General features: G+C 66.6%; 21 protein-coding genes. 12 read left to right on the top strand and 9 right to left on the bottom strand.

Going from position 1 to position 23,771, the window contains the following annotated elements:
- Window positions 1-115: 115 nt before the first annotated feature.
- Entirely contained in the window at window positions 116-553 is a 438-nt protein-coding gene (locus R4P95_RS21045; protein ID WP_159918950.1) for a hypothetical protein, read from the bottom strand.
- 159 nt (window positions 554-712) lie between these two features.
- On the opposite strand from R4P95_RS21045, the gene R4P95_RS21050 reads away from it, so the two are divergent.
- The 4 genes from R4P95_RS21050 to R4P95_RS21065 all read left to right on the top strand — a co-directional run bounded on the left by R4P95_RS21050 (window position 713) and on the right by R4P95_RS21065 (window position 6,832).
- Window positions 713-1,831, top strand: a complete 1,119-nt coding sequence (locus R4P95_RS21050; RefSeq protein ID WP_317745179.1) for an AI-2E family transporter — start codon at window positions 713-715, stop codon at window positions 1,829-1,831.
- Window positions 1,832-1,993: 162 nt separating this feature from the next.
- Window positions 1,994-4,660, top strand: coding sequence for a LuxR C-terminal-related transcriptional regulator (locus tag R4P95_RS21055; protein ID WP_317745180.1), 2,667 nt, complete (start codon window positions 1,994-1,996; stop codon window positions 4,658-4,660).
- Window positions 4,661-4,770: 110 nt separating this feature from the next.
- Window positions 4,771-4,998, top strand: coding sequence for a hypothetical protein (locus tag R4P95_RS21060; protein ID WP_109326312.1), 228 nt, complete (start codon window positions 4,771-4,773; stop codon window positions 4,996-4,998).
- Window positions 4,999-5,050: 52 nt separating this feature from the next.
- A complete protein-coding gene (locus R4P95_RS21065; protein ID WP_317745181.1) occupies window positions 5,051-6,832 on the top strand; it encodes a protein kinase domain-containing protein in 1,782 nt (593 codons plus the stop codon).
- A gap of 12 nt (window positions 6,833-6,844) precedes the next feature.
- Here R4P95_RS21065 and R4P95_RS21070 read toward each other — a convergent pair whose 3' ends face one another.
- Together R4P95_RS21070 and R4P95_RS21075 are read right to left on the bottom strand one after the other, a co-directional pair.
- Window positions 6,845-7,180 carry a WhiB family transcriptional regulator gene (locus R4P95_RS21070; RefSeq protein WP_109326306.1) on the bottom strand — a complete coding sequence of 112 codons (336 nt, stop codon included), beginning with the start codon at window positions 7,178-7,180 and terminating at the stop codon, window positions 6,845-6,847.
- The gene (locus R4P95_RS21075; RefSeq protein ID WP_317745182.1) at window positions 7,165-8,169 is read right to left on the bottom strand and encodes an ROK family glucokinase; all 1,005 of its coding nucleotides are present in this window, start codon (window positions 8,167-8,169) and stop codon (window positions 7,165-7,167) included. Before R4P95_RS21075 ends, R4P95_RS21070 begins: the two co-directional genes overlap by 16 nt.
- Window positions 8,170-8,315: 146 nt before the next feature.
- Between R4P95_RS21075 and R4P95_RS21080 the strand changes: the two genes are divergently transcribed.
- Complete coding sequence (locus tag R4P95_RS21080; protein ID WP_213574462.1) at window positions 8,316-9,521, top strand: low temperature requirement protein A; 1,206 nt, start codon at window positions 8,316-8,318, stop codon at window positions 9,519-9,521.
- A gap of 42 nt (window positions 9,522-9,563) precedes the next feature.
- On the opposite strand, the gene R4P95_RS21085 is transcribed toward R4P95_RS21080, so the two are convergent.
- Window positions 9,564-10,976, bottom strand: a complete 1,413-nt coding sequence (locus R4P95_RS21085) for a hypothetical protein (protein WP_317745183.1) — start codon at window positions 10,974-10,976, stop codon at window positions 9,564-9,566.
- Between the two features lie 19 nt (window positions 10,977-10,995).
- Between R4P95_RS21085 and R4P95_RS21090 the strand changes: the two genes are divergently transcribed.
- From R4P95_RS21090 to R4P95_RS21105, 4 genes are read left to right on the top strand one after another with little or no spacing between them, the layout of a single operon-like run.
- Window positions 10,996-11,802: an S-methyl-5'-thioadenosine phosphorylase gene (locus R4P95_RS21090; RefSeq protein WP_213574466.1), complete on the top strand. Its 807-nt coding sequence runs from the start codon at window positions 10,996-10,998 to the stop codon at window positions 11,800-11,802.
- Complete coding sequence (locus tag R4P95_RS21095) at window positions 11,799-12,866, top strand: NAD-dependent epimerase/dehydratase family protein (protein ID WP_317745184.1); 1,068 nt, start codon at window positions 11,799-11,801, stop codon at window positions 12,864-12,866. Before R4P95_RS21090 ends, R4P95_RS21095 begins: the two co-directional genes overlap by 4 nt.
- Entirely contained in the window at window positions 12,859-13,533 is a 675-nt protein-coding gene (locus tag R4P95_RS21100; protein ID WP_317745185.1) for a glycosyltransferase family 2 protein, read from the top strand. The genes R4P95_RS21095 and R4P95_RS21100 overlap by 8 nt, the downstream gene beginning before the upstream one ends.
- Entirely contained in the window at window positions 13,530-14,207 is a 678-nt protein-coding gene (locus R4P95_RS21105) for a DUF2064 domain-containing protein (protein ID WP_317745186.1), read from the top strand. Before R4P95_RS21100 ends, R4P95_RS21105 begins: the two co-directional genes overlap by 4 nt.
- Here the strand turns inward: R4P95_RS21105 and R4P95_RS21110 are convergent.
- The 3 genes from R4P95_RS21110 to R4P95_RS21120 all read right to left on the bottom strand — a co-directional run bounded on the left by R4P95_RS21110 (window position 14,204) and on the right by R4P95_RS21120 (window position 17,228).
- On the bottom strand, window positions 14,204-15,352 hold the full coding sequence (locus R4P95_RS21110; protein WP_317745187.1) for an alpha/beta hydrolase: 1,149 nt from the start codon (window positions 15,350-15,352) through the stop codon (window positions 14,204-14,206). The genes R4P95_RS21105 and R4P95_RS21110 overlap by 4 nt on opposite strands.
- 37 nt (window positions 15,353-15,389) lie before the next feature.
- A complete protein-coding gene (locus R4P95_RS21115; RefSeq protein ID WP_317745711.1) occupies window positions 15,390-16,283 on the bottom strand; it encodes a phosphatase PAP2 family protein in 894 nt (297 codons plus the stop codon).
- A 153-nt stretch (window positions 16,284-16,436) separates the two neighbouring features.
- Entirely contained in the window at window positions 16,437-17,228 is a 792-nt protein-coding gene (locus tag R4P95_RS21120; RefSeq protein WP_317745188.1) for a crotonase/enoyl-CoA hydratase family protein, read from the bottom strand.
- Between the two features lie 79 nt (window positions 17,229-17,307).
- Between R4P95_RS21120 and R4P95_RS21125 the strand changes: the two genes are divergently transcribed.
- Genes R4P95_RS21125 through R4P95_RS21135 form a run of 3 tightly spaced genes read left to right on the top strand, consistent with a single transcriptional unit; the run spans window position 17,308 to window position 20,572 of the window.
- Complete coding sequence (locus R4P95_RS21125; RefSeq protein WP_159918938.1) at window positions 17,308-17,919, top strand: TetR/AcrR family transcriptional regulator; 612 nt, start codon at window positions 17,308-17,310, stop codon at window positions 17,917-17,919.
- Window positions 17,916-19,553, top strand: a complete 1,638-nt coding sequence (locus R4P95_RS21130; protein ID WP_317745189.1) for an acyl-CoA dehydrogenase family protein — start codon at window positions 17,916-17,918, stop codon at window positions 19,551-19,553. Before R4P95_RS21125 ends, R4P95_RS21130 begins: the two co-directional genes overlap by 4 nt.
- A 23-nt stretch (window positions 19,554-19,576) precedes the next feature.
- Complete coding sequence (locus R4P95_RS21135) at window positions 19,577-20,572, top strand: crotonase/enoyl-CoA hydratase family protein (protein ID WP_284707379.1); 996 nt, start codon at window positions 19,577-19,579, stop codon at window positions 20,570-20,572.
- 64 nt (window positions 20,573-20,636) lie between these two features.
- On the opposite strand, the gene R4P95_RS21140 is transcribed toward R4P95_RS21135, so the two are convergent.
- Both R4P95_RS21140 and R4P95_RS21145 read right to left on the bottom strand, forming a co-directional pair.
- Window positions 20,637-20,936, bottom strand: coding sequence for a DUF4193 domain-containing protein (locus tag R4P95_RS21140; protein WP_109326292.1), 300 nt, complete (start codon window positions 20,934-20,936; stop codon window positions 20,637-20,639).
- Between the two features lie 443 nt (window positions 20,937-21,379).
- The gene (locus R4P95_RS21145; protein WP_317745190.1) at window positions 21,380-23,767 is read right to left on the bottom strand and encodes a glutamate--cysteine ligase; all 2,388 of its coding nucleotides are present in this window, start codon (window positions 23,765-23,767) and stop codon (window positions 21,380-21,382) included.
- Window positions 23,768-23,771 lie beyond the last annotated feature (4 nt).

Genomic DNA, 23,771 nt, shown 5'->3' on the forward strand with positions numbered 1-23,771 from the left:
CCCCTCGAATCGGGCCGAACACTACCGGCGGCTCCGCCACCCGTGAGTGGTTAACGAGTCCCTGCACTCGTTAACCACTCACGGGCGCGAAGCGCCTTTCGCGCACGTCCTCGTCTCAGTACGTGGCGGTGTCGTACTTGCTGGTGTCCCAGGTGGTGACTGCCCAGATCACGACCACGTCGAGGGCGATGATGAGAATCGACCACAGCGGGTAGTAAGGAAGCCACAGGAAGTTCGCGAGGATGGACAGTGCAGCAATACAGACGGCCACGATTCGCGCCCAGGTAGCGCCCGTCATCAGACCTACGGCACTGGCGATCAGGACGAGACCCAGAACGATGTGAATCCACCCCCACGTGGTGGTGTCGAACTGATAGGTGTACTCGACGCCGATGACCAGCAGGTCGTCGGAAGCGACTGCGGCAATTCCCTGGAAGAACGAAATCACGCCGACTGTCAGCAGCAGAATCGCCGCTGCCAGGGACGTTCCCGCTGCAAAACCCTGCTTTACCGGGCTGTTCGTTCTGGACTCGGGATTGGTCGTCATGTCCATGCCCTTCTCGAAAGTGTGTTTGCGAACAGTTGAATGGTCCGGCCTCGTTCGGCCGTGGACATCATCCGCGCCGGGTGATCCTCATCTGCAACGGATGATGTGCGTCGGCGCATCGAATGCGAGAGTCGATCCGGCCGACCTTTGCGAAGGGGACACGCGATGACGGAACCTCAGGACCGGTCCGGTAAACCGGCAGAGACCCAATGGTCGATGCCTCGTGGTCTGATCGTCATTCTCGGGCTGGCCGCGCTCGTCGTCACCGTGGCGGGGATCCAGGTGGCTGCGTCGATTGTCGGCCCCATCTTCCTCGCTCTCATGCTGACTGTCGCAGTGCACCCGCTGCCCGAATGGCTCTACAGGAAGGGTGTCCCGGGTTGGCTCGCGACAATCGCGGCGATCGTGGTGGTCAACAGCATTCTTCTCGTCCTCGTGCTGTCGTTGGCCTTGTCTGTCGCGCAACTCGCCACGCTCCTACCGGAATACGCGGACGACTTCACCGGCCTGATCGATGACGCCCAGAGTTTCCTGAACAGCAACGGAGTGAACTCCACCGACGCCCAGACGCTGCTCTCCCAGGTGGATTACGGCAAGGTCTTCGGACTGGTCGAGGGAATTCTGCAGGCAATGCTGGGTGTCTTCTCGAACCTGCTGTTCGTCCTCGCACTCCTGCTGTTCATGGCCGTCGACGGCAGCTCCTACGGTTCGCGGATGTCCATCGTCACGCAGATGCGCCCCGACATCGCCACCGCCCTCACCGCCTTCTCGGCCGGTACGCGCAAGTACCTGATCGTGTCCACTGTGTTCGGACTGATCGTCGCGGTCATCGACACCGCGGCTCTGTGGGCGTTGGGAATTCCGCTGCCGATCCTGTGGGGACTGCTGTCGTTCATCACCAACTACGTCCCGAACGTCGGCTTCGTCCTCGGGCTCGTTCCACCGGCTCTGCTCGCGTTGCTCGCGGGCGGGCCGGGACTGATGCTGACGGTCATCGTCGTGTACAGCGTCATCAATGTCATCATCCAGTCGGTGATCCAACCGAAGTTCGTCGGCGACGCGGTCGGCCTGTCCGTAACCTTCACCTTCCTGTCGCTGGTTTTCTGGACGTGGATACTCGGTCCCCTCGGCGCGATTCTCGCGATTCCGCTGACACTGATGGCGAAGGCGCTGCTGATCGATATCGACCCGTCCACGAGGTGGGTGAACACAATTCTCAGCGACGCTCCCCCGCCCCCAGAACCGGCTGCATCCCCGGACCCACCGCGCCACGAGAAGAAATAGGCCCTTCGGGCTCGTGCGCCTCTCTGGTGGCCGGGACAACCAAGAAGGCGCACGGGGCGCGGAGCGCCCTGCCGTTCACCCACACCAACAGCGGTTTCTCGCTAAAATCACGGCACCGGCCCACGGCGTCGGAGATTGGCGTTGGTCGAAGATCGTTTCTCGGTGCAGCGAGAATTGGGGGTCGGCGTGACGGCAGTACATTTCGGCGAGTTTCATTCGAGCATCCGAATACCTTCGGGTGCGGTGGGCCGAACGGTCACCCGCACCAGATTGCACAACCTCCTTACAGATGCCCTGACCAGTGAAGATCACCCCTATCCCGTCGTCCTCGTGTGTGCGCCCGCCGGGTCGGGCAAGACCCGACTGGCCGCCGACTGGGCATCCGAAGTTCTGGCAGGCGCGGATTCACCGATCATCGCGTGGATCACGATCGAAGAACGCTACAACGACATCGGCGTCATCCACCGCGCCATTCTCCGGGCACTGAACGAAACCGGAAATCCTCGGCTGCGTGCGTTGTGTGACCGCCTCGACCCCGATTCCCCCGACCTCGGTGCGCAAATGTCCGCGGATCTGGGTGAACTCGGGGAGAACCTCTGGATGGTGATCGACGACGCTCATCTGCTCCTCCACACCGAAATACTGGCCGACCTCGAGTCGTTCATGCGCTGGCAACCGCCGATGCTCCGGACGATCATCTGCGGACGATTCGAGCCGCCACTCGCGTTGCAGCGACTTCGGCTGGACGGCAAGCTCTTCACCGTCACGGCACGCGATCTCGCCTTCACCGCCGAGGAGGCTGCCGCGATGCTCACCGAGCACGATGTGCGGCTCGATCCCGGCGATCTCGACGCCCTGATGGAGCGCACCGAGGGTTGGGCAGCCGGAATTCGTTTGGCAGGAATGTCTTTGGAAGGCCATACAGATCCCAGTCGGTTGATCGCCGAGTTCTCCGGTAACCGACGAGCGGTCGCCGACTATCTCATCGAGGAAGTTCTCGCCGGCCAGACCGACGAGATGCGCGACTTTCTCCTCCGCACCTCCGTGCCCGCATCGTTCACAACCCACTTCGCGGAGATCCTCACGGGCTGCACCGACGCGCACGACAAGGTGGATTGGCTCGAACACCACAATTTCTTGATCAACCGAGTCGACGGCTCCCCGACGGAGTATCGGTACCACCCGCTGCTGCGTAGCTATCTGCGAGCGGAAATCAGCCGCGTCGGACACGTCGAGGTGGAGCATCTCGAACTCGCCGCCGCGCACTGGCACGCGGAGTTCGGGGATGCGCTGGTGGCGCTCGAACATGCGGTCAACTCGGGCGACCACGATGCGATTGTCGCGCTGCTCTCCCGGACGTCGCTGTCGTTGATCGTCGGGGGTCACGGTGAGGCGGTCGATCGTCTCCTCACGCGGGCGCCGCGCACCACCCAAGAGCATCCGTCGGCGCGGTTGATCCGCGCGGCGGCGGCGCTGGCCGCGGGCAACGTTCCCGTGGCGCGGTCTACGCTCGACGTTCTCGACCGCACACGGCCAGAGGAGGCGATCGACGAAACGGATCCGCGACGGCACATACTGCTTCGGGAGTCGCTCCGCGTGCAGACCGCCGTTCAGACCGGCGATATCGACGACGCGCTGACCCGGCTGCGGTCGGTGGGACCGGAATCGACCGGCGAATCAGAACTGGACGCCTTCGTACTTCTTCAGGAAGGCAGGGCGCTACTCTTCCTCGGCCGAACCGAGGAGTCGGAGCACGTGCTCGGGAAGGCGCTGGCTCATGCCCGCCTCGCCGATGCGTCGCTCACCGTCATGTATTGCCTCGGCTCTCTCGCGGCCCTCGCCATGTCGAGGGGTGAGGTAGTTCGTGCCGCCGCCCTCGTGAGCGAGTCGCTCAGAATCGGAGCGGAGCAGTCCGCCACGGAATCTCCGACGTTCCACCTGGTGCGATTGGTCGATTCATGGTGCCGTTACATCCGTCTCGACGACGACGCCGCGCGAATCGCCGCCGAATCGGCCGCAGTTCTGCACCGTGAGAACGCCGGGACCGCAACGTTCGCGGACGGCGCCGCGGTGCTGTTCGGACTGGACGGGTCGGACCATCGGCACAGTGCGGTGACCACACTCCATGCGCACAGCCCTGTGTCGTCGTCGATCCCCGTGCCGCCGGGTATCCGGGCGGTGTTGCTGCCGGCGATCCAGTACGCGTACCTCACCGCCGGCGAGGTCGGGTGGGCACACGAACTCGCGGCGGACGCGCGGACCCTGATCGGATCGACCGGTGACACGGCAGTCCTCGACGCCATCGTTCACGTCCACTCCCACCGTCTCGATCAGGCCCGCAAAACCCTGCAACCCGTGCTGGACGGCACAGTGGTGTGCGCGGCGGGCACCAATCTGATTGCGGCGTGGCTGGTCGACACGGCGATTGCGCTTGCCCGTAAGCATGATTCGCGGGCGCACAGTGCCCTCACCGAGGCGCTCCGCCTGGCCGAGCCCGATTCGGTGCTGCGTCCGTTCCACGACTGCGGACCGCAGATCCGAGATCTACTGATCCGGAGCACCGGGCGGTTCGGTGTGCTCGAGACTTTCGCGGAGCGGCTACGCGCGTCGTTTCCACGGTCCGGAACCGCAGCGTCCGACATGCTGACTCCCCGCGAATTGGAACTGCTCGTGGAGCTTCCGTCGTGGCGCACGGCGGAGCAGATCGCCACCGACCTGTGCGTGTCTGTGAACACCGTGAAGACGCACCTGCGCGGGATCTACCGCAAATTCGGGGTCACCTCCCGACGCGACGCCATCGCGGCGGCGCAACAGGCCGGCTTGCTCTGAGCGCGATTCACCACTTGCGGGTGAGGCGCGCCGCTGTCTTTCGAGTCACCCTGTATTCACTGGCTGACCGCCTGTCGAAGGACTGCCCATCCGCGAATGAAGGAGCCGCCGTGGAGCAATCGACCTGGCCCGACAATGTCAGGTACGCCTTCCTGATCAGCGGCACCTTGTCCGAGCGGGTCATCGCGGCATTCCCTGAATTGGACGTTTCGGGTGTGACAACCGGTGACACCACGCTGTACGGGCGGGTCGACAGCCCGACGGACCTACGGGGGATGCTGGCCCGTTTCGACGCGCTGGGATTGACCGTCATCGAGATGCGGCGGCTACCGGACTGACCAGGGGTCGGGGTTCAATGGTTGGAGGGACCCGGGAGGCGGTGAAGCCGATGTGAGTGGCGAGTTCGAACCGGGCACGGTGTTTGCCGGCTACGTGATCGAACGGGTTCTGGGACGAGGCGGCATGGGCACCGTGTACCTCGCTCAGCATCCGAACCTGCCACGCAAGGTCGCCCTCAAATTGCTGGACTCGGTGTGGGCGAGCGACGAGTACGTCCGCTCACGCTTCGAGTCGGAGGCCGACCACGCCGCGAAACTCGAGCACCCCAACATCGTGACGATCCATGACCGCGGCCGGGAGCGTGGCCGGTTGTGGATCGCGATGCAGTACGTTCCCGGCGTCGATGCGCGGAAAGCCCTCGCGTCCGGCGGACTGGAAGTCGCGCGGGCGATGCGCATCGTGTCCGAGACCGGGAACGCACTCGACCATGCACACAGGGCCGGAATTTTGCATCGCGATGTGAAGCCCGCCAACATCCTGCTTGCCGAGGGTGATCCCGAACGGGCCCTGCTGGCCGATTTCGGCACCGCGAAGGCGCTGGACGAAACACATCAGCTGACCCGGACGGGGATGCTCGTCGCGACGTTGCATTACGCCGCACCCGAGCAGATCGAGGGTGCGACACTCGATCACCGGGTCGACATCTACGCGCTGGGATGCACGTTCTTCCACCTTCTGACCAACGAACCACCGTATCCGGGCACCACGGCCTCCGCGGTGATGCACGGTCATCTGAACGGTCCGATCCCGAAGCCGAGCAGGGTGCGGCCGGATCTGCCCGCCGGATTCGACGATGTCGTCGCGCGGGCGATGGCCAAGGACCGTGACGACCGGTATTCGAGTTGCCGTGAGTTCAGCGACGCGATCGACGCCGCATCACGCAGCGCACCCGCCCTCGCCCCCGGCCCGTCCCGGCCCGTCGATCCCGCGGCAACCACCCATGTGAGCGGCGGGACGCTCACCGGGACCGTCCCGGCGCCCAGGCGCCGGCCGTGGTGGCGCAAGCCGGTGGCGGTGACCGCGGTCCTGGCCGGCGCCGTGATCCTGGCCGGTGTCGCCTTCTTCGCATGGCCGGACGAACAGCCGACGAGCCCGCAGGTAGTCCTTCCGATCACCGGCCTGGCGAGTCCTGCGGGACTCGCGGTCAGCGACGCCGGGGACCTGTACATCGCGGACAGCTCGGCCCAGCAGGTTGTGCGGGTGCACGCCGGCTCCAGACAGCAAACCGTCCTCCCGTTCACCGGACTCGCGGTGCCGCAGGGCGTCGCCGTCAGTGCTTCCGGTGACGTGTACGTCTCCGATCTGGTGACCAACACGGTGACACTGCTGCACGACGACACCGCATTGCCGCTGCCGTTCACCGGTCTGAACCAGCCGTTCGGCGTCGCGGTGGGGCCGGACGGCACCGTGTATGTCGCCGACACGCTGAACAACCGGGTGGTGTCGCTGCACGACGTCACGGCGAGCCCCGTCGACGTACCGCTGACGGTGATCGGCCCGTTCACCGTGGCCGTCGACAAGCAGGGCGACCTCTATGTGGGCACCCCGAACAAGGTTCTGGCGTGGAACGCGGCCACCCGCGCGCAGAGCTTTCTGCCCCTCACCGACCTGCAGAGTGTGGGCGGGGTGGCCGTCGACGACAACGGGACGGTGTACGCCATCGACCAGAACCACCACCGCGTGCTGCGACTTCGGGCCGGCTCGGACGAACAGGAAATTCTGCCGTTCACCGGACTCAGCGAACCCGAGGGCATCGCCGTGTCGAACCGTGGTGACGTCTATGTCGCGGATACCGACAACGGCCGGGTGCTCATGCTTCCGGCCGGCAACTGAGGCCGAAGAGCGTCAGGCGTGGCGCGCCAGATCGAGGCCGAACGATTCTGCGACGGCGTCGTCCACCCGGCCCTGGTGGTTGGCGAGGAGTTCTTCGCGTTCGTGCGCGGCGAGCCCACCCCAGATTCCATACGGTTCGCCGACCCTGAGTGCATGCTCGCGGCACTCGACCAGCACGGGACAGCCGCGGCAGGTCTGTTTGGCGCGGAAGTCACGCAGTTCGCGTGCCCGGCCGCGTTCGCGGTCGGGATGGAAGAAGTGTGACGATTCGTAGCCGCGGCAGGCGGCGTCTCGTTGCCAGTCCCACACTTCGGCGACCGGAACGGGAAGACTCAGCCGATTGGACATTGCACTCCTCCAGATACTTGTGAGCCGTCATGAGCGAGCCCGAGCAGGTGCTCGCGAGCCAGGTCGGCGGCGCCGACGATGCCGACGTTCGCGCCGAGTTCGGCCAGCCGGACTTCGGCGACAGGCCGGTGTGCGCGTCCGGTGAGGCGGTTCTCGAACGCGGCGGCGGCAGGGGCCCGAAGCAGTTCGCCCGCTTCACACACCCCTCCGCCGATGATGAAGAGGTCGGGATCGAAGAACGCGGCGATGTCCGCCATGCCGTGTCCCAGCCAGGAGCCGATCACCCGAAAACACTCGAGCGCCGCTGCGTCGCCGTGCTGTGCTGCGGCGGTCACGTGGTGTCCGGTGATAGCCTCGGCGCGTCCACCTGCGCGGGCCAGGAGTTCCGCGGCGAATTCGGGTGAGACCACCGCGAGGTCCTGCGCCTCCCGCACGAGCGCGCGTCCACTGGCGTAGCGCTCCCAGCATCCGTTGTTCCCGCAACCGCAGCGGCGGCCGTGCGGTTCGACATTGAGGTGACCGAACTCCGCAGCCACACCGAAGCGTCCGCGGTGCAGAACGCCAGCCACGATGATGCCGCCGCCGATTCCGGTTCCGACCGTGAGCACGACAACGGTGCGACCGGTGCGTCCGGCCCCGAATCGCGCCTCGCCCCAGGCGGCGGCGTTGGCGTCGTTCTCGACGATGGTCGGCAATCCGCAGGAGGCCTGGACGACTTCACCCAGAGGCTCGTTGCGCCAGGCGAGATTCGGGGCGAAGAGCACGGTGCTGAGGTCGGCGGCCACGAAACCGGCCGCGCCGATACCGACCGCCTGCACGGGATACGTGGCCGCCAGTTCACGCACGAGCTCGGCGATGGCGTTTTCGACTTCCCGCGCATCGTGGGACGGGGTGTGCCGACGCTCCATCCGGTGGATGACTCCGTCGCCGTCCACGACTCCGGCCGCGATTTTCGTGCCACCCACGTCGATGCCGATCGTCAGAGCCATGGTTCCTGTCCTCCATACGAGTGAGCGGTGTCACGCTGACAGTAGAGGAACTTACGACCGACATCAATACATACTTCCGCCTTTCTGCGAACAAAGCCGATCTGGCCCGACTTCCGCGGTCTCCTGGGAGGTGGCACCATTCATCCGTGACCTTCGCCCATCGTCTGCGTCCGCGCCTCGTCCAGGAGCGCGAGTCGGTTTCGACGCTCGAGCTGTTCTTCGACCTCGTGTTCGTGTTCGCGATCACCCGCGTCACCGATTTCATGGCGGACGACCCCACCGGGGTCAATCTGCTGCGCGGCTCGCTGGTGATCGCCGTTCTGTGGTGGAGCTGGGTGGGATACGCGTGGATCTGCAACCTCGTGCGTGCCGACGAAGGGGTCGTGCGGGTGGTGATGTTCGGTGCGATGGGTGGCGTCTTCATCACCGCGCTGACCATCCCCGAAGCATTCGACGATCTGGCCGGTGGGCTGGACGGCCCCGTCGTCTTCGCCCTCGGCTACTTCGTGGTGCGGTCCCTACATCTGCTGATGTTCTGGGTGATCAGCCGCGACGATTCCCAGCTCCGCGGACAGGTGCTCCGATTCACGCCGAGCATGCTGATCGGCACCACATGCCTCCTGATCGCCTCGCAGCTCACCGGGACCGCGCAGACAGTGATGTGGTTCCTGGCCCTCGCCGGGGACTACATCGGCACCCTCATCGGGGGAACCGGGTGGCGGCTACGATCGGTCGCCCATTTCGCGGAACGGCACGGACTCATCATCATCGTCGCTCTGGGTGAATCGATCGTGTCCATCGGCATCGGCGTCGCGGACCTCCCGATCTCCTGGGCCATCATCGTGGCGTCGCTGCTCGGCCTCGCGGTGTCGGGGCTGCTGTGGTGGTCGTATTTCGACGTGACGTCCCTGGCCGTGGAGCACGCATTCGAACGGGCGACGGGTGCCCGTCAGATCCGGATCGCCCGCAATTGCTACAGCTTCCTGCATCTTCCGATGGTGATCGGTGTCGTGATGCTGTCGCTGGGGCTGAAGAAGATCCTGTCGTATGTCGGCGACGGTAACGATCACCGGCTGACAGACCCTCTGTACGGCTGGCCGCTGATCGCACTGTTCGGTGGCGCCGCGCTCTACCTGTTCGCGCTGGTGTGGTTCAAGGCGTACGCCACCGGGTCGGTGACGGTGCCCCGGGTGGTCGCGGCGGTCATCCTGCTCGCACTGATCCCGCTCGTCTGGCACGTTCCCGCCCTCGCGACGCTGGGGATTCTCACCGCGGTCCTCCTCGCGCTGATCGGTTTCGAGATGATCCGCTACGACGAGCCCCGGGACCAGATTCGTCACGCCCACCCGTGAGCACTTGTTAACACTCCGCGGTGGATATGTACGCACGGGCTGTCACCAGTTCGTGAAGAACAGGTGATTGACGACCAGTGCGCCGAGTGCCTGTAGCGCAAGCCAGAACCGGTGACTTCGCCGCGGCAACAGCGCGGGGGCGGCGAGGAGCCACACCGCGAACGGCAGCCAGATGCGTTCGGTTTCGGCTTTGCTCAGCGCGCTGAGGTCCGCGATCACCACGGCAAACAGGGCGGCGACCACCAGCACGTTGACCGGGGACAGCTCCTTCAGCCGCGGCCATGTGAACACCCGAGGGAGGGCGGCCGGTACCGCCACTCCGACGGCGCACACGAGGGAGGCGAAGTTCGCCCATGCCCAGTACCGGAATGGCCGATCCGACGCGATGCCCTCGTAGTAGCGTTCCTGCACCAACACATAGCCGTCGAACCACCAGAAGCCGTACGCAGTGAACACTGCCGCCACCGCAAGGGCACCGACCAAGGCGCCGGCAAGCGGCCGCGCCGTGCGGGCGATCACCAGGACGGCCAACGCGGGCAGCGCCATCAGAACCAGCCCGTAACTGAGATAGATCCCGAATCCGAGCAGCACACCGCCACCGACCCCGGCTGTGGCCGGGAACCGGACCGCGCGCCGGGCGGACAGGGCGAGCAAGGCGATCCCCCACGCCACCACTCCCGCGAACAAGGCGTCCGCGGACACCGCCACCCAGATCGCGGTGGGCGCGAGCACGAGGAACGGGGCAGCGCGCCGAGCCATCGACTCGTCGCCCAGCGCCCGGATGGTGACGATCACGGCAGCGGCCGCGCTCGCCCCGACCACGACACACAACGCCGAGGCCCAGGTGCCGCCGCCGAGGCCGATCCGGTCGAGCCAGACGAACGTCAGGAGCGCACCCGGCGGATGCCCCGACACGTGGGTGGTCCACGAGTCGAGTCGGTTGTCCAGAATCCGTTCGGTGAAGCCGTCCAGCGTCGCCGGGATGTCGGTGATCCGGGGAACCTCGTGCAGATATTCGTCCTCGGACGTCAATCTGCGAACGAACCCGCGCTGCCAGCCGTCCACCATCGCCAGCGACATCGCCCATGAGGCGGAGACGAGCCACGCTCCCAGCGTGAGGTGCCGCCACGACAGCCGCGAGGCCAGGCCCGGACCCCACATCGCGACCGCCACCGCGAGCACGATCGCGACCGGGGTCCCCCAGCCGACGTGCACGTCGCGGAACCCGAACAGCGGAGCGGCGTCCGCGAAGTCCCGCACGCTCTCCGCCGACCGGTGAACAATCGCTGTCATCGTCTCGTTGCCCAGGCGCGGGACGACGAACGCCGCGGCGACGAGGATCAGCGCGATCCCGGCAGCCGTCAGATCCCGGTACGCGAAGCGCCGTTCCGCTGCTCGCTGCTCGGGTCCGATGACGTCATCTCCTTCGGCGAAAGTCGCACTCGCGCCCAGCATAACGACGGAGGATGTCACTATGACCGCAATGAGTTCCACCGAACGCCCCCGTGCGGAGGTTGCCGTCATCGGCGGGAGTGGCTTCTATTCCTTTTTCGACGAAGGAGCAGCGGAGGTCGAGCTCGTCACCCCCTATGGCAGCCCGAGCGCCCCCATCACGGTGGGCGAAGTGGACGGCAGGCGGGTTGCCTTCCTGCCGCGGCACGGTCGGCGACACGAGTTCGCTCCCCACACGATCCCGTATCGCGCCAATCTGTGGGCGCTGCGCACGCTGGGTGTGCAGCGGGTGTTCGCACCGTGCGCCGCCGGGAGCCTCGTCACCGACTGGGGCCCCGGAACGCTGGTGATCCCCGACCAGCTGGTCGACCGCACCAGTGGCCGCACCCAGACGTACTTCGATGGCGGCGCCATCCACGTGCAGTTCGCCGATCCGTACTGCGCCGACCTGCGCAAGGCGGCCCTGCGGACCGGCACGGTCGACGGTGGGGCGCTGGTGGTGGTCGAGGGCCCACGCTTCTCGACCCGGGCGGAAAGCCAGTGGTTCGCACGGCAGGGCTGGTCACTGGTGAACATGACCGGACACCCTGAGGCCGTTCTGGCCCGGGAGCTCGAGATGTGTTACGCCACCATCGCTCTGGTTACCGACCTCGATGCCGGGATCGACGCCGGGGACGGTGTGCGCGCCGTGGATGTGTTCGCGGAATTCGAACGCAACCTCGGTTCGTTGACATCACTGGTTCACAAGGCGATCGCCGCTGCGCCGGAAGGTCCGTGCGACGCCTGTCGCGTGCACGAGGGCGCGACCTTGCCGATCGAACTGCCATGACTTCTCGACGGGTACTGCTCACGGGCGCAGCAGGATTCATCGGCAGTCACGTCTCCACGGCTCTGCAGGATGCGGGACACGAGGTGGTGGCGGTGGACGCACTGTTGCCGTCCGCGCACGGCGCCGACGCGGACATTCCGGACGGTGTTCGGCACATCGATGTCCGCGACCAGGCAGCCATGATCCGACTGCTGAACGGCATCGACGTGGTGTGCCACCAGGCCGCGGTCGTGGGGGCAGGAGTGGACGCGCGCGACGCCTCTGCATACGCCAGTCACAACGACTTCGGAACGGCAGTACTCCTGGCCGCGATGTACGAGACCAAGTGCACCCGAATGGTCCTCGCGTCGTCGATGGTGGTGTACGGCGTCGGGCGCTATCGCAACCGGCGCGGCGATGATGTCGAACCGGCACCACGCCGTAGGACCGATCTCGACTCGGGAGTGTTCGACCACGTCGATCCCGACACCGGGGAGCCGCTCGAGTGGGCCCTCGTGGACGAGGATGCGCCGCTGCGTCCGCGTAGCCTCTATGCCGCCGGCAAGGTGGCCCAGGAGAATTACGCACTTGCCTGGTCGCTGGCCACGGGCGGATCCGTCACCGCGCTGCGCTACCACAACGTGTACGGCGACGGGATGCCTCGCAACACGCCGTATTCCGGTGTCGCGGCGATGTTCCGGTCGTCTCTCGACGCCGGCGACCCACCTCGGGTGTTCGAGGACGGACGGCAGACACGAGACTTCGTCCACGTCCGGGATGTCGCGGCGGCGAACATCGCGGCACTCGACGCGGAGTTACCGGAATTTGCGGCGTTCAACGTGTGTTCGGGTCAGCCGATCACGATCGGTGAGGTGGCCACGACACTGGCTCGTTCCTGCGGCGGGCCCGAGCCTGTCGTCACCGGGAAGTATCGCCCCGGGGACGTCCGGCACATCGTTGCCGATCCGCGAAGAGCCGAGCAGGTGCTGGGGTTCCGGGCCCGGATCCGGCCACACGACGGACTCACCGCCTTCGCCCACGCACCGCTGCGCAACGCCCGGTCGGTCGGTTCTCCCCATGTCTGAGGGCGACACCATCTCTCCCGCGGACGTCACCGTCGTGATTCCCTGCATGAACGAGGCGGGATCGTTGCCGGGCGTACTCGCCGCGATCCCACCGGGTTACCGAGTGCTGGTGGTGGACAACACTTCCACCGACGGAACCGCGGACGTCGCCCGGGCGCACGGTGCGTCCGTCGTGGCCGAAACCAGGCCCGGGTACGGCAGCGCCGTCCACGCGGGCGTGGAGGCCGCACGGACACCGGTGGTGTGTGTGCTCGACGGCGACGGTTCGATGGACCCACGCGAACTCCCCACACTCGTCGCGGCCGTGGAATCCGGTGCGGATCTCGCCCTCGGGCGCCGCCGCGCGGTCGAACGTGGCACCTGGCCCTTGCACAGCCGGATCGGCAACGCCGTCGTCGCCGCCCGCCTACGACGCCGCTACGGCATCCCCGTCCGCGACCTCGGTGCGATGAGAGTCGTTCGGCGGCAAGCACTTCTCGACCTCGGTGTCGGCGACCGGCGTTCGGGCTACCCACTGCAGCTCCTCATCCTCGCCGGCCGCGCGCACTGGCGGATCACCGAATGTGACATCACCTACCGACCGCGCACCGCGGGTTCGTCGAAGGTGTCGGGGTCGGTCAAGGGCACGCTGCGCGCCGTCCACGACTTCTGGAGGGTGATGCGGTGAGCATCGGCGTGGCCGTTCTCGTGGTCGCGAAGGCCCCGGTACCGGGGTTCGCGAAGACTCGCCTCGCCCGGGAGATCGGAAACTCCGCGGCCGCAGACCTGGCGGCGGCGTCACTACTGGACACTCTCGACGCGGTCACCTCGACCGAAGTGACCCATCGTGTCGTGGCCCTGACCGGTGATCTCGCACGGGCGACGCGGAGCAGAGAAATCAAGGCAGCACTGAAAGGCGTCACCGTCCTCGAACAGCGCGGCGGCAGTTTCGCGGAACGCCTGGTCAATGCCCACGCCGACACCTTCACGCTGACCAACTCACCGGTTCTGCAGATCGGGATGGACACGCCGCAGGTCACCGCGCATCTGCTCACCGACGCGGCCGCACTACTTGCCGACGAGACACCGACGTGCGTGCTCGGGCCCGCCGAGGACGGCGGCTGGTGGGCTCTGGGCGTACCCGACCCCGGGGTCGCGGAAGTGATCCTCCCGGTGCCGACGTCGAGTTCCGAAACCGGACGGAAGACCTATGAGGCGCTGATCGCCGCGGGCGCGTCGGTGCGCCTGCTACCGACCTTGCGCGACGTCGATCACGCCGCCGATCTCGGACCCGTCGCCGCGCAATGTGCACTGGGAAGCCGCTTCCGCACCTGTGAGTACTTATTAACATTCCGCGGTTAATAAGTACTCACAGGTGGGGACGAGAGGAGCGGCCTGAGGAACGGTGCGATCCGGTTCTCGATGGCCGCGTTGTAGGCGGCAGGTTGCTGGATGGGATTGGCGTGCCCGATCCCGTCGAGCTTCGCGACGAGCAGCGTGCCGTCCACGCCGCCGGACTGCTCCACGAGTATGCGTTGGGTGTAGTCGACGTCGACCACAGGATCGAAACGACCGTCCCGCGGGCGAACGAAAACGACTGCCGGCAGGGGCTTCCCATCCCGCTCCACGGCAAGCGACTTCAGATTGTCGATGGCACCGGAGGCGACGATCACCGTGAACTGGGACTCGATCAAGCCGTTGCTGGCGGCATCATCCGAGAACACCTTGTCGTGCAGGACCTCCTCGACGACGCTGCCGAACGCGGACAGGTCGACACGCGGATACCAGGAGTTGCTGTCGAGGAAGCGGTCCTTGCGGGCGGCTGTTTCGACCAGCACACGAAGGCTCCTGCTCTCCCGCGCGCCCGGCAACCAGCCGATCCACCGCAGCATGTCCTCCCCGGCGTCGCGCGCATCTCCCCGCACCGCGTGCAGGTCGACCGGTGTGCAGTCCAGAACGACCCCTGACAGCACGGTGTCGGTGTCCTCGTAGATGTGCTGAGCCACCTCCAGCGCGACCACCCCACCCATGCTGTGCCCCGACAGGATGATGTTGTCGGTTCCCGTGGCGGCGGCATGGTCGACGATCAGGTCGCTGATCACCTTGGTGTCGATACCGCTGTTGTCATATTCCACTGCCCACACCTGCCCGAGCTCGGTGTAGGCCTCGAGCGACCGTGCCGTATCCGTGGCGTCGACGTTGCCCAGCCCGACCATGTCGACCACGGCTGTTTTCTGATCGGCCGGATTCTTCGCCTCGTAGACGTCGTGGACGGCGGGCACGGTCTGGGCCAGCCGCTCCCTCTCAGGATGCACGTCCTGGACCCAATATTGCCCACCGACGATGAGCACGGGCACCATCGACAGTCCGAGCCACATCAGGATCCGGCGAGTGCGGCCGAAGCGGCGCCACGAGTGTCCCGGGCGGGATCGGCGCAACTGCATTTTCCGTCGGGCATCACTCCAGTCGCCGACGGTGGACGGGGGGCGAGGGACGTACTGTTGCATCTCTTCCGACGGTACGCGTGCCGGTTATCGACAGTGGTCACGCAGCGACGGAGACGTCCGTGCGTTCCCCTGCCCCGCGCAGCCCGGCCCGCCCTTCCCACATCCTGCACAGGACGATGGCGAGTCCGACGCAGGCCCAGCCGGCGAGCACGTCCACCACATAGTGTTCGCCGCCGTAGACGAGCGCGAACGCCATCGCCAGTGGGTACAGCACGAGTGGTATACGCAGCCACCACCTGGAGGCGAGCGGCCACAATGCGATCGCGACCAGGAAAGCGAAACCGGCGTGCAGCGAGGGCATTGCCGCCACCGGATTGCCTTGTGCCTCCAGCCACCGCGTGCTCACGTCCAGCGGAACGATGCCGAATCCGAAACCGGCGACCCGGCCTACGGGTTCATCGATCGCGCCCACCTCGGCCGCAAACCACGGCGGCGCGGCCGGCAGCAGGATGTAGGTGGTCAATCCGAGGTACGAGAGCACCAGCACCCGCCTCATGTATTTCGCCCAGATCGGCCGGGAGTATGCGTAGAAGACCGCCGCCACCAGCCACGGCACCAGGAAATGACTGGTGTAGACGATGCCGGTCAGCAGAGTCCACCACGGTGGCACACCGTGCGGCCCGAGCAGATGGTCCTGCAACCAGACCGTCGGGATCGTGCCGCCGAACAGCCAGCTCTCCGCGGTGACCAGTTCTGTGACGCGGATGGGCATTCCGAGTTCGTCGGCAACCCCCCGGCTGAGGTCGTACACCACCAGCGCGGCAATGAGCGGGAGCCAATCGGTCAGTACCTTCAGGTGTTCACGCCAGCTGCGGTCGATGGTGAAAGCGATCAGCCCGGCGATGATCCAGGCGGCCTGATAGAGACGATCGGTGGGTAGGCCGACGAACCAGACGACCAGCACCAGCGCCGACAGGTACGAGAACCACACCACCTGCCGCAGTCGGATCCTGCGCCGCGACGTTTCCTCGGCCTCGGTCGGTGCGGCCCGGAAGAACTGCTCCTTTACCCAGTCGTTCACGTGCACCCCACCTTCGAGCCCGGTTAATCGATGCTACGCACCTGTCATCGTCACCGGGCTCGGTCAGGAGCGATCCGCCTCGGGCGTGTCGAACGATCCGTGCCGCCCCGCGCCGGCGGCGAACCGCGACGCACCCTCGACTGTTCCGTTCGCCAACGAGGTTGCGCCGTGGCGTAGTTCCGCCAGGAGCGCGATCTCCTCGGAAAGGCCGTGCTGTTCGAGGACCGACAGCCGGTCTTGCCGCATGCAGACCTGCGGGAAGGCGGCGATGTCGGCGGCGAGCTGCTGCGCCGCCGAAAGCGCGTCACCGGCCGGGACCTTCCGGTTGACCAGCCCGATCAGGAGGGCTTCGTCGGCGTCGACGGAACGGCCGGTGAGAATCAGATCCATCGCGCGACTCCCACCGATGAGCCGCGGGAGGCGAACCGTTCCCCCGTCGATCAGTGGGACACCCCAACGACGGCAGTAGACCCCGAAGATCGCATTCTCGTCGGCGACCCGCATGTCGGCCCACAGTGCCAATTCGAGTCCACCGGCCACGGCATGACCCTCGACCGCGGCGACGACGGGCTTGGACAGCCTCATGCGGGACACCCCCATCGGGGCGTCACCGTCCGGGGCGACCCGGTTACCCCGGCCTGCGCTGATCGCCTTCAGGTCTGCCCCTGCGCAGAACGTCCCGCCCTCACCGTGCAGAACTGCGACGGAGGCGTCTTCGTCGCGGTCGAAGTCGCGGAAGGCGTCGGCGAGTGCCTCGGCGGTGGGCCTGTCTACCGCGTTGCGCACTTCGGGCCGGTTGAGACTGATCGTCGTGACCGGGCCGTCCCGTCGGACGAGTACCACGTCGGAAGCCATCGGGTGCGCCTTTCCTCGCTGGTCCGGCCGACGTTAGCACCCTTGACGGAAGAACGGAACGGGTGTTCACTTCTTCGATATGGCCTATCGGCGCACTCCTGCCGTCCAGGAAAGACTGGACGCCCTCCGTACCACCCTGATCGACTCCGCACTCGGGTTGATCGCCCGGCACGGCTACGCAGGGTGCTCCATCTCGGCCGTCGCAGCCGAGGCAGGAGTGGGCACCGGCACCGTCTACCGCCACTTCGCGAACAAGGGCGAATTGTTCGCCGAGGTCTTCCGAATCGTGTGCAGCCGCGAGGTGAGCGCTGCAGTCCAGGCCGGCAACTCCGCGCAATCCACCGAAGGGCGCTATGTCGCAGCCGTGTCGGCCTCTGTGCACACCTTCGCCGAACGCGCCCTGCGCGCACCGACACTCGCCTACGCACTGCTCGTCGAACCCGTCGACCCCCAGGTGGACACGGAGCGACTGCTGTTCCGCGAATCGTTCCGCGATGCGCTGGCGGTCGCCATCGCCGCCGCCGTCGAGGCCGGCGAAATCCCGGATCAGGATGCGTCGGTGACCGCAGCCTGCATCGTCGGGGCCATCGGCGAGGCCCTGATCCTGCCGCTGGCCCGCGGAGCCGGCGACTCCGCCATCATCCCCGCCCTGCTCACCTTCACCCTTCGATCTCTCGGGAGCCCGACATGACCGCCACGCACGAGGTTTTCAATCAGGTGCCACCCCTCACCGACTTCGATGCGGCCTACTACCCGCCGATACTCGAAGCGCTGCAACGGGAGGGCGCACACGACGCGCTCGAGGAACTCCACGACGTCGGGCGGTTGGCGGGCAGCGAGGAAGCGCAGCGGTGGGGCGACCTCGCCGAAGCGCACCCACCCGTGCTGCGCACGCACGATCGTTACGGTCACCGCATCGACGAGGTGGAGTACGACCCCTCGTATCACCGGCTGATGACCACCGCTGTCGAGATGGGGTTACACGGCAGTCCGTGGGCGGATCCGAATCCGCATGCTCACCTGATCAGAGCGGCGAAGATGGCGGTATGGGGACAGGTCGACGCCGGGCACGGCTGCCCGATCTCCATGACCTACGCCGTCGTTCCCGCGTTGCGTCACAACCCCGAACTCGCCGCACGATACGAACCCCTGCTCACCTCCCGCGTCTACGACCCGGCGCTGCGTCCGCCCCTCACCAAGGCCGGGCTGATCGCCGGAATGTCGATGACGGAGAAGCAGGGCGGCTCCGACGTCCGCGCGGGCACCACCCGCGCGGTGCCACAGTCCGACGGCAGCTACCTGCTGACCGGGCACAAGTGGTTCACCTCCGCGCCGATGTCGGACCTGTTCCTGGTCCTCGCTCAGGCCCCGGGCGGCCTGTCGTGTTTCCTGCTTCCCCGCGTCCTCCCGGACGGTGGCCGGAACCGAATGCACCTGCAGCGCCTCAAGGACAAGCTCGGCAACCACTCGAACGCGAGTAGTGAGGTGGAGTACGACGAGGCCGTGGCGTGGCTCGTCGGTGAGGAAGGCCGTGGTGTTCGGACCATCATCGAGATGGTCAACATGACCCGCCTCGACTGCACGATCGGGACTGCCACCGGCATGCGGGTCGGCACCGCGCAGGCAGCGCACCACGCCGTGCACCGCAGCGCGTTCGGCGCCCATCTGGTCGATCAGCCCCTGATGCGAAATGTGCTCGCCGACCTGGCGGTGGAGTCGGAGGCGTCCACCACGGTCGCACTGTGGCTGGCCGCACTCACCGACCACGCGACGGCCGGTGACGAACAGGCGACGATGCTGCGCCGGATTTCCCTGTCGGTGAGCAAATACTTCGTCTGCAAACGCGGGCCGATCCATGCGGCGGAGGCCCTGGAATGCCTCGGCGGCAACGGTTACGTCGAGGAGTCGCGGATGCCGCGGCTCTATCGGGAGGCGCCCTTGTTGTCGGTGTGGGAGGGCTCCGGCAACGTCGCCGCCCTCGACACCCTACGGGCGATGGCGAAACAACCGGAGTCGCTACAGGTGTTCTTCGACGAACTCGACTCCACTGCCGGAGTCGATTCCCGGCTCGATACCGCGGTCGCCGAGCTGAAGTCGAGTTTCGGCGACCTGGACAGCCTCGAGCACCGCGCCCGCCGGGTCGTCGGCGACATGGCACTCGCCCTGCAGGGTTCACTCCTCGTCCGCCACGGACATCCGGCGGTGGCCGACGCCTTCTGCGTCAGCAGGTTGTCGGGAGACTGGGGCACCGTGTTCGGGACACTCCCGACGGGCATCGACACCGCGGCGATCATCGACCGCGCCACCCCCAAGGTCGGGTCGTGACCGACTACGAGAACCACGCCGGCATGCGTCCCGGCGCGTGGCGGGAAGGCTGGGACGAGGGAGCCGATTCGCTGTTCGCGGACCGGGAACAGGCCGAGGACCACACCGAGTACCGCACACTCACCTACGAGGTGACCGGGCGGATTGCGCGGATCACCTTCAACCGGCCGGAGCACGGCAATGCCATCACCGCGGACACCCCGCTCGAGCTCGCCGCCACCGTCGAACGAGCGGACCTCGATCCCCGCGTCCACGTCATTCTGCTGTCGGGACGCGGGAAGGGGTTCTGCGGCGGATACGACCTCGGAGTGTTCGCTGAGAGCGGCGGCAATCCGGGAGACGGACCGGACAGGACCACCGGCACGGTGCTCGATCCGATGGTGCAGGCGCGCAATCACAATCCGTTCGGCCACTGGGATCCGATGGCGGATTACGCGATGATGAGCCGTTTCAATCGTGGGTTCGCGAGTCTGCTGCATTCGAACAAACCGACCGTCGCGAAATTGCACGGCTTCTGCGTGGCGGGCGGCACCGACATCGCCCTGTACTGCGACCAGATCATCGCGGCCGACGACACGAAGATCGGCTACCCCCCGACCAGGGTGTGGGGGGTGCCTGCCGCCGGGATGTGGGCGCACCGTCTCGGCGATCAACGGGCCAAGCGACTACTGCTGACCGGTGATTGCCTGAGCGGAAAGCAGGCAGCCGAGTGGGGGCTGGCGGTGGAGTCTGCGCCCGCCGAGGAATTGGACCAGCGCACCGAGGACCTCATCGGCCGGATCGCTCAGATGCCGATCAATCAGCTGATGATGGTCAAGCTCGCCTTGAACAGCGCTCTCCTCGCCCAGGGGGTGGCCAACTCGGGCATGATCAGCACCGTGTTCGACGGCGTGTCCCGGCACACGCGTGAGGGATACGCGTTTCAGTTGCGTTCGGCCACCGCAGGATTCCGCGAGGCCGTTCGGGAACGGGACGAACCGTTCGGTGACCACAAGCGGCGACAGTTCGATCAGCCGTAGGCGCTGTGCCCGCGCGAACAACGAACGTGAGTGCCGAAGTACGGCACTTCGGCACTCACCTGTCTCACGCGCAGTCGCGGCAGATCAGCTGGCCACCCTCGTCCGAGGCGAGTCGGGAACGATGGTGCACCAGGAAGCAGCTACTACAGGTGAACTCGTCGGCCCGTTTCGGAACGACCCGTACCGTGAGTTCCTCACCGGACAAGTCTGCGCCGGGCAGTTCGAAGGACTCCGCGGTGTCGGCCTCTTCCACGTCGACGACGGAAGATTGCGACTCGTTCCTTCTCGTCTTCAGTTCTTCGAGCGAGTCCTCCGCGAGTTCGTCGTCGACGGTAACCCGTGGTGCGTCGTAGTCGGTTGCCATGACTTCCTCCCTTCGGCTCGGGTCTCCCCTGCCGGACATTCCCGCGCTTGCGGGGCATGGTTGCTAGACAACGCACCGGCTCCCGATTTTGTTCCCCAACCACCGGTCAATGTCATGCCGCTTGTGGTATGCCCGATCGGGGTACTCCTCAATCAACCGACAGGAAAGTGATCGAGGCGATGACGAGCCACCGTGACGAGCCCCTGAACCGCGATCCGGGACCGGTGCCACCGGGGCCTGAACCTCCCGAGCCGGAACCGCAGCCGCCGATACCGCCCACTCCGACGCCGCCTCATCCGTTCCCGCCGGAGCCCGGACCGGAACGTCCGCCCGAACCCGAGCGGCCACCCGAACCCGGACCCGGACCGCAACCACCGGGACCCCAGCCACCCGGACCCCAGCCACCCGACCCGATGCCGCCGTACCCGCCGCAGATGTAAGTCTCACTCGGTCTGATCGCCGAGCCGTGTCAGCGCGACCAGCGTGCGCACACCGTGCATCATCGCGCGTTCGTCGAGCCGGAAACCGGGCTGGTGCAGTTCCTGACGTTCGCCGACGCCGTCCCAGACGCCGAGGCGGGCCATCGCACCGGGAACCTGCTCGAGGTACCACGCGAAGTCCTCCCCGCCGCTCGACTGCTCGGCTTCCGCGAGGTGATCGAACCCGACCACGGACTCGATCGCTTCCCGTAGGTCCGCCGTGCAGTCGGGGTCGTTGACCACGGGTGGCACGCCCTGCAGGTAGGAGAGCTCGTAGCGCACGTGGTAGGGGGCGAGTAGTTCCCCGATCGTGTCGGTGACCAGGGGCTCGAGGTTGGCCCAGGTTTCGTGGGACGCACTGCGGAGGGTCCCGACGAGTTCCCCCGACTCCGGCACGGAATTGCCGACCTGACCGGCGGACACCTTCCCCCAGGTGAGGACCGTCGCCGTACGGGCGTCGATGCGGCGGTCGAGCACAGAGGCCAGCCCGGTGATGAGTACCGCACCGGCGTGGATCAGATCGCCCGTCAGGTGTGGGCGCGCGGTGTGTCCGCCCTGCGACCAGAGGCGCACGGTCACCGATGCGTTCGACGAGGTGATGGGACCGCTCCGGGTGGCGAGCTTCCCGACTTCGAGGTTCGGGTCGCAGTGCAGGGCGTAGATCTTGGAGACCCCCTCCAGTGCGCCGGCGGCGATCGTGTCGACCGAACCGCCTGGCGTGGTTTCTTCCCCGGGCTGGAAGATCAATCGCACTCGGCACGTCGGTGGGTACTTGACGAGGACGGCGGCGGCGCCCATCAGCATTGCGGTGTGCGCGTCGTGGCCGCAGGCGTGCGAAACCCCGGGCACAGTGGATTGGAATTCGAGACCGGTCGCCTCGGTAATCGGCAACGCGTCCAGATCGGCGCGCAGGGCGATGCAGTGTTCCGTCTCGGGTCCGATATCGCACCACAGTCCGGTTCCACCGGGCATGAGGACGGGCTCCACACCGAGACTCGCAAGGTGATCGCGCACGACCCGAGTTGTTCGTCGCTCCTCGAACGACAGCTCGGGATGGGCGTGGAGATCTCTACGCCACGCGAGCAGCTGCTGTTCGTCGAGTTCTCCTGACCCGGTCCAGGTCAGCTCGGATTCGCTGCCCCGCCGGGCGAATCGCGCGGCCCAGTGCCTCCGCGGGCGGGTCGCCACGCTCGAGTGCGAGCGTTCCGCGTGCACGCTCGGCACCAGGGTTTCGCCCTCGGGAAGCGGTGACACCCGGTCGGCAGTCTCGGCGAGAAGCTGGTCGACGACGTCGGTCAACCGATTCCGTCGTTGGAATGCTTGACGCTGACGGGCAGCCGAGCTTCCCGTCGCGAGGGCGGCGGCAGACAGTTCGCGGACGGTGTCCCAGTCACCTGTCTCCTCGAGCTGGGGCCTCAAGGAGCGCACGAAGTCCTCAACGATGTCCGCGGCGGGACGCGAGCGCGGAACCGTGACGTCTACCAAGTCCGCTTCCAGGCCGGAACGCGCAGCCCGCCAGAGCGCCGCCCGGGTCATTGTCGGGACGATCTTCAGACCCCTGTCGCCGGCCCGCAACCCTTGGACCTCCCGTTCGACGAGGGCGCGGAAGAGGGCCGCGACAAGGATGACTGTGTCGAGTCGCGGGCAGCTGTCACACACCCGCAGTTCCAGCGTCGGAAGCTTGGCCGAGGGGCGGATGTCGAAGTACGCCATGCCGGGGTCGCTGATCACGCCGCTCGACACCAGGTCGTCGATAAGGGTGTCGTACTCCGCGGCCGAGGAGACGGGCGCCGCCGGACCGGTACTCGGCCACCGCAACCACAGCAGGGTCCGCGCGCTCGCGTAACCGGTGTCCGAACCGTCGGCCCGGAACGGGGAACTCACACTGAGCGCCAGGAAAACCGGCAGGTACGGAGCGATGCGGTTGGCCACCTGGACGGCCTCGTCCCGGTCGGGCACATCGACATGCACCTGGGTGCCGCAAATCAGTTGTTCGCGGGCGAGCATCTGATAGTCGGCCAGCATGCGCTGGTAGCGCAGCGACCCTGTCACCTGCATCTCCGTCGGAAGGGCGAGTGGCATCGCTCCGGCGGCCGCCACCCCGACACCGAGCCCCTCGGCCGCGTCGACGAGCAAGGAGCGGTGCCAGGCCAGGTCGGACCTCAGATCGGCAAGGTCGGTGAACACACCACTGTTGACCTCCACCACACACCGCTGAAGCTCGTCGACGTAGGCCTCGTCGGGCAGTCGCGCCAGCAGTTCCGGCGCACGGGTCGTCAGGCGCCGAGTCTTCAAGTCGATGAGGTGAAATTCTTCCTCGACGCCCAATTTCCTTGGGCTGCTGGCGAGCACGGTG

This window comes from Rhodococcus sp. IEGM 27, from assembly GCF_033142305.1.
Taxonomy (GTDB): Bacteria; Actinomycetota; Actinomycetes; order Mycobacteriales; family Mycobacteriaceae; genus Rhodococcus_F; species Rhodococcus_F oxybenzonivorans.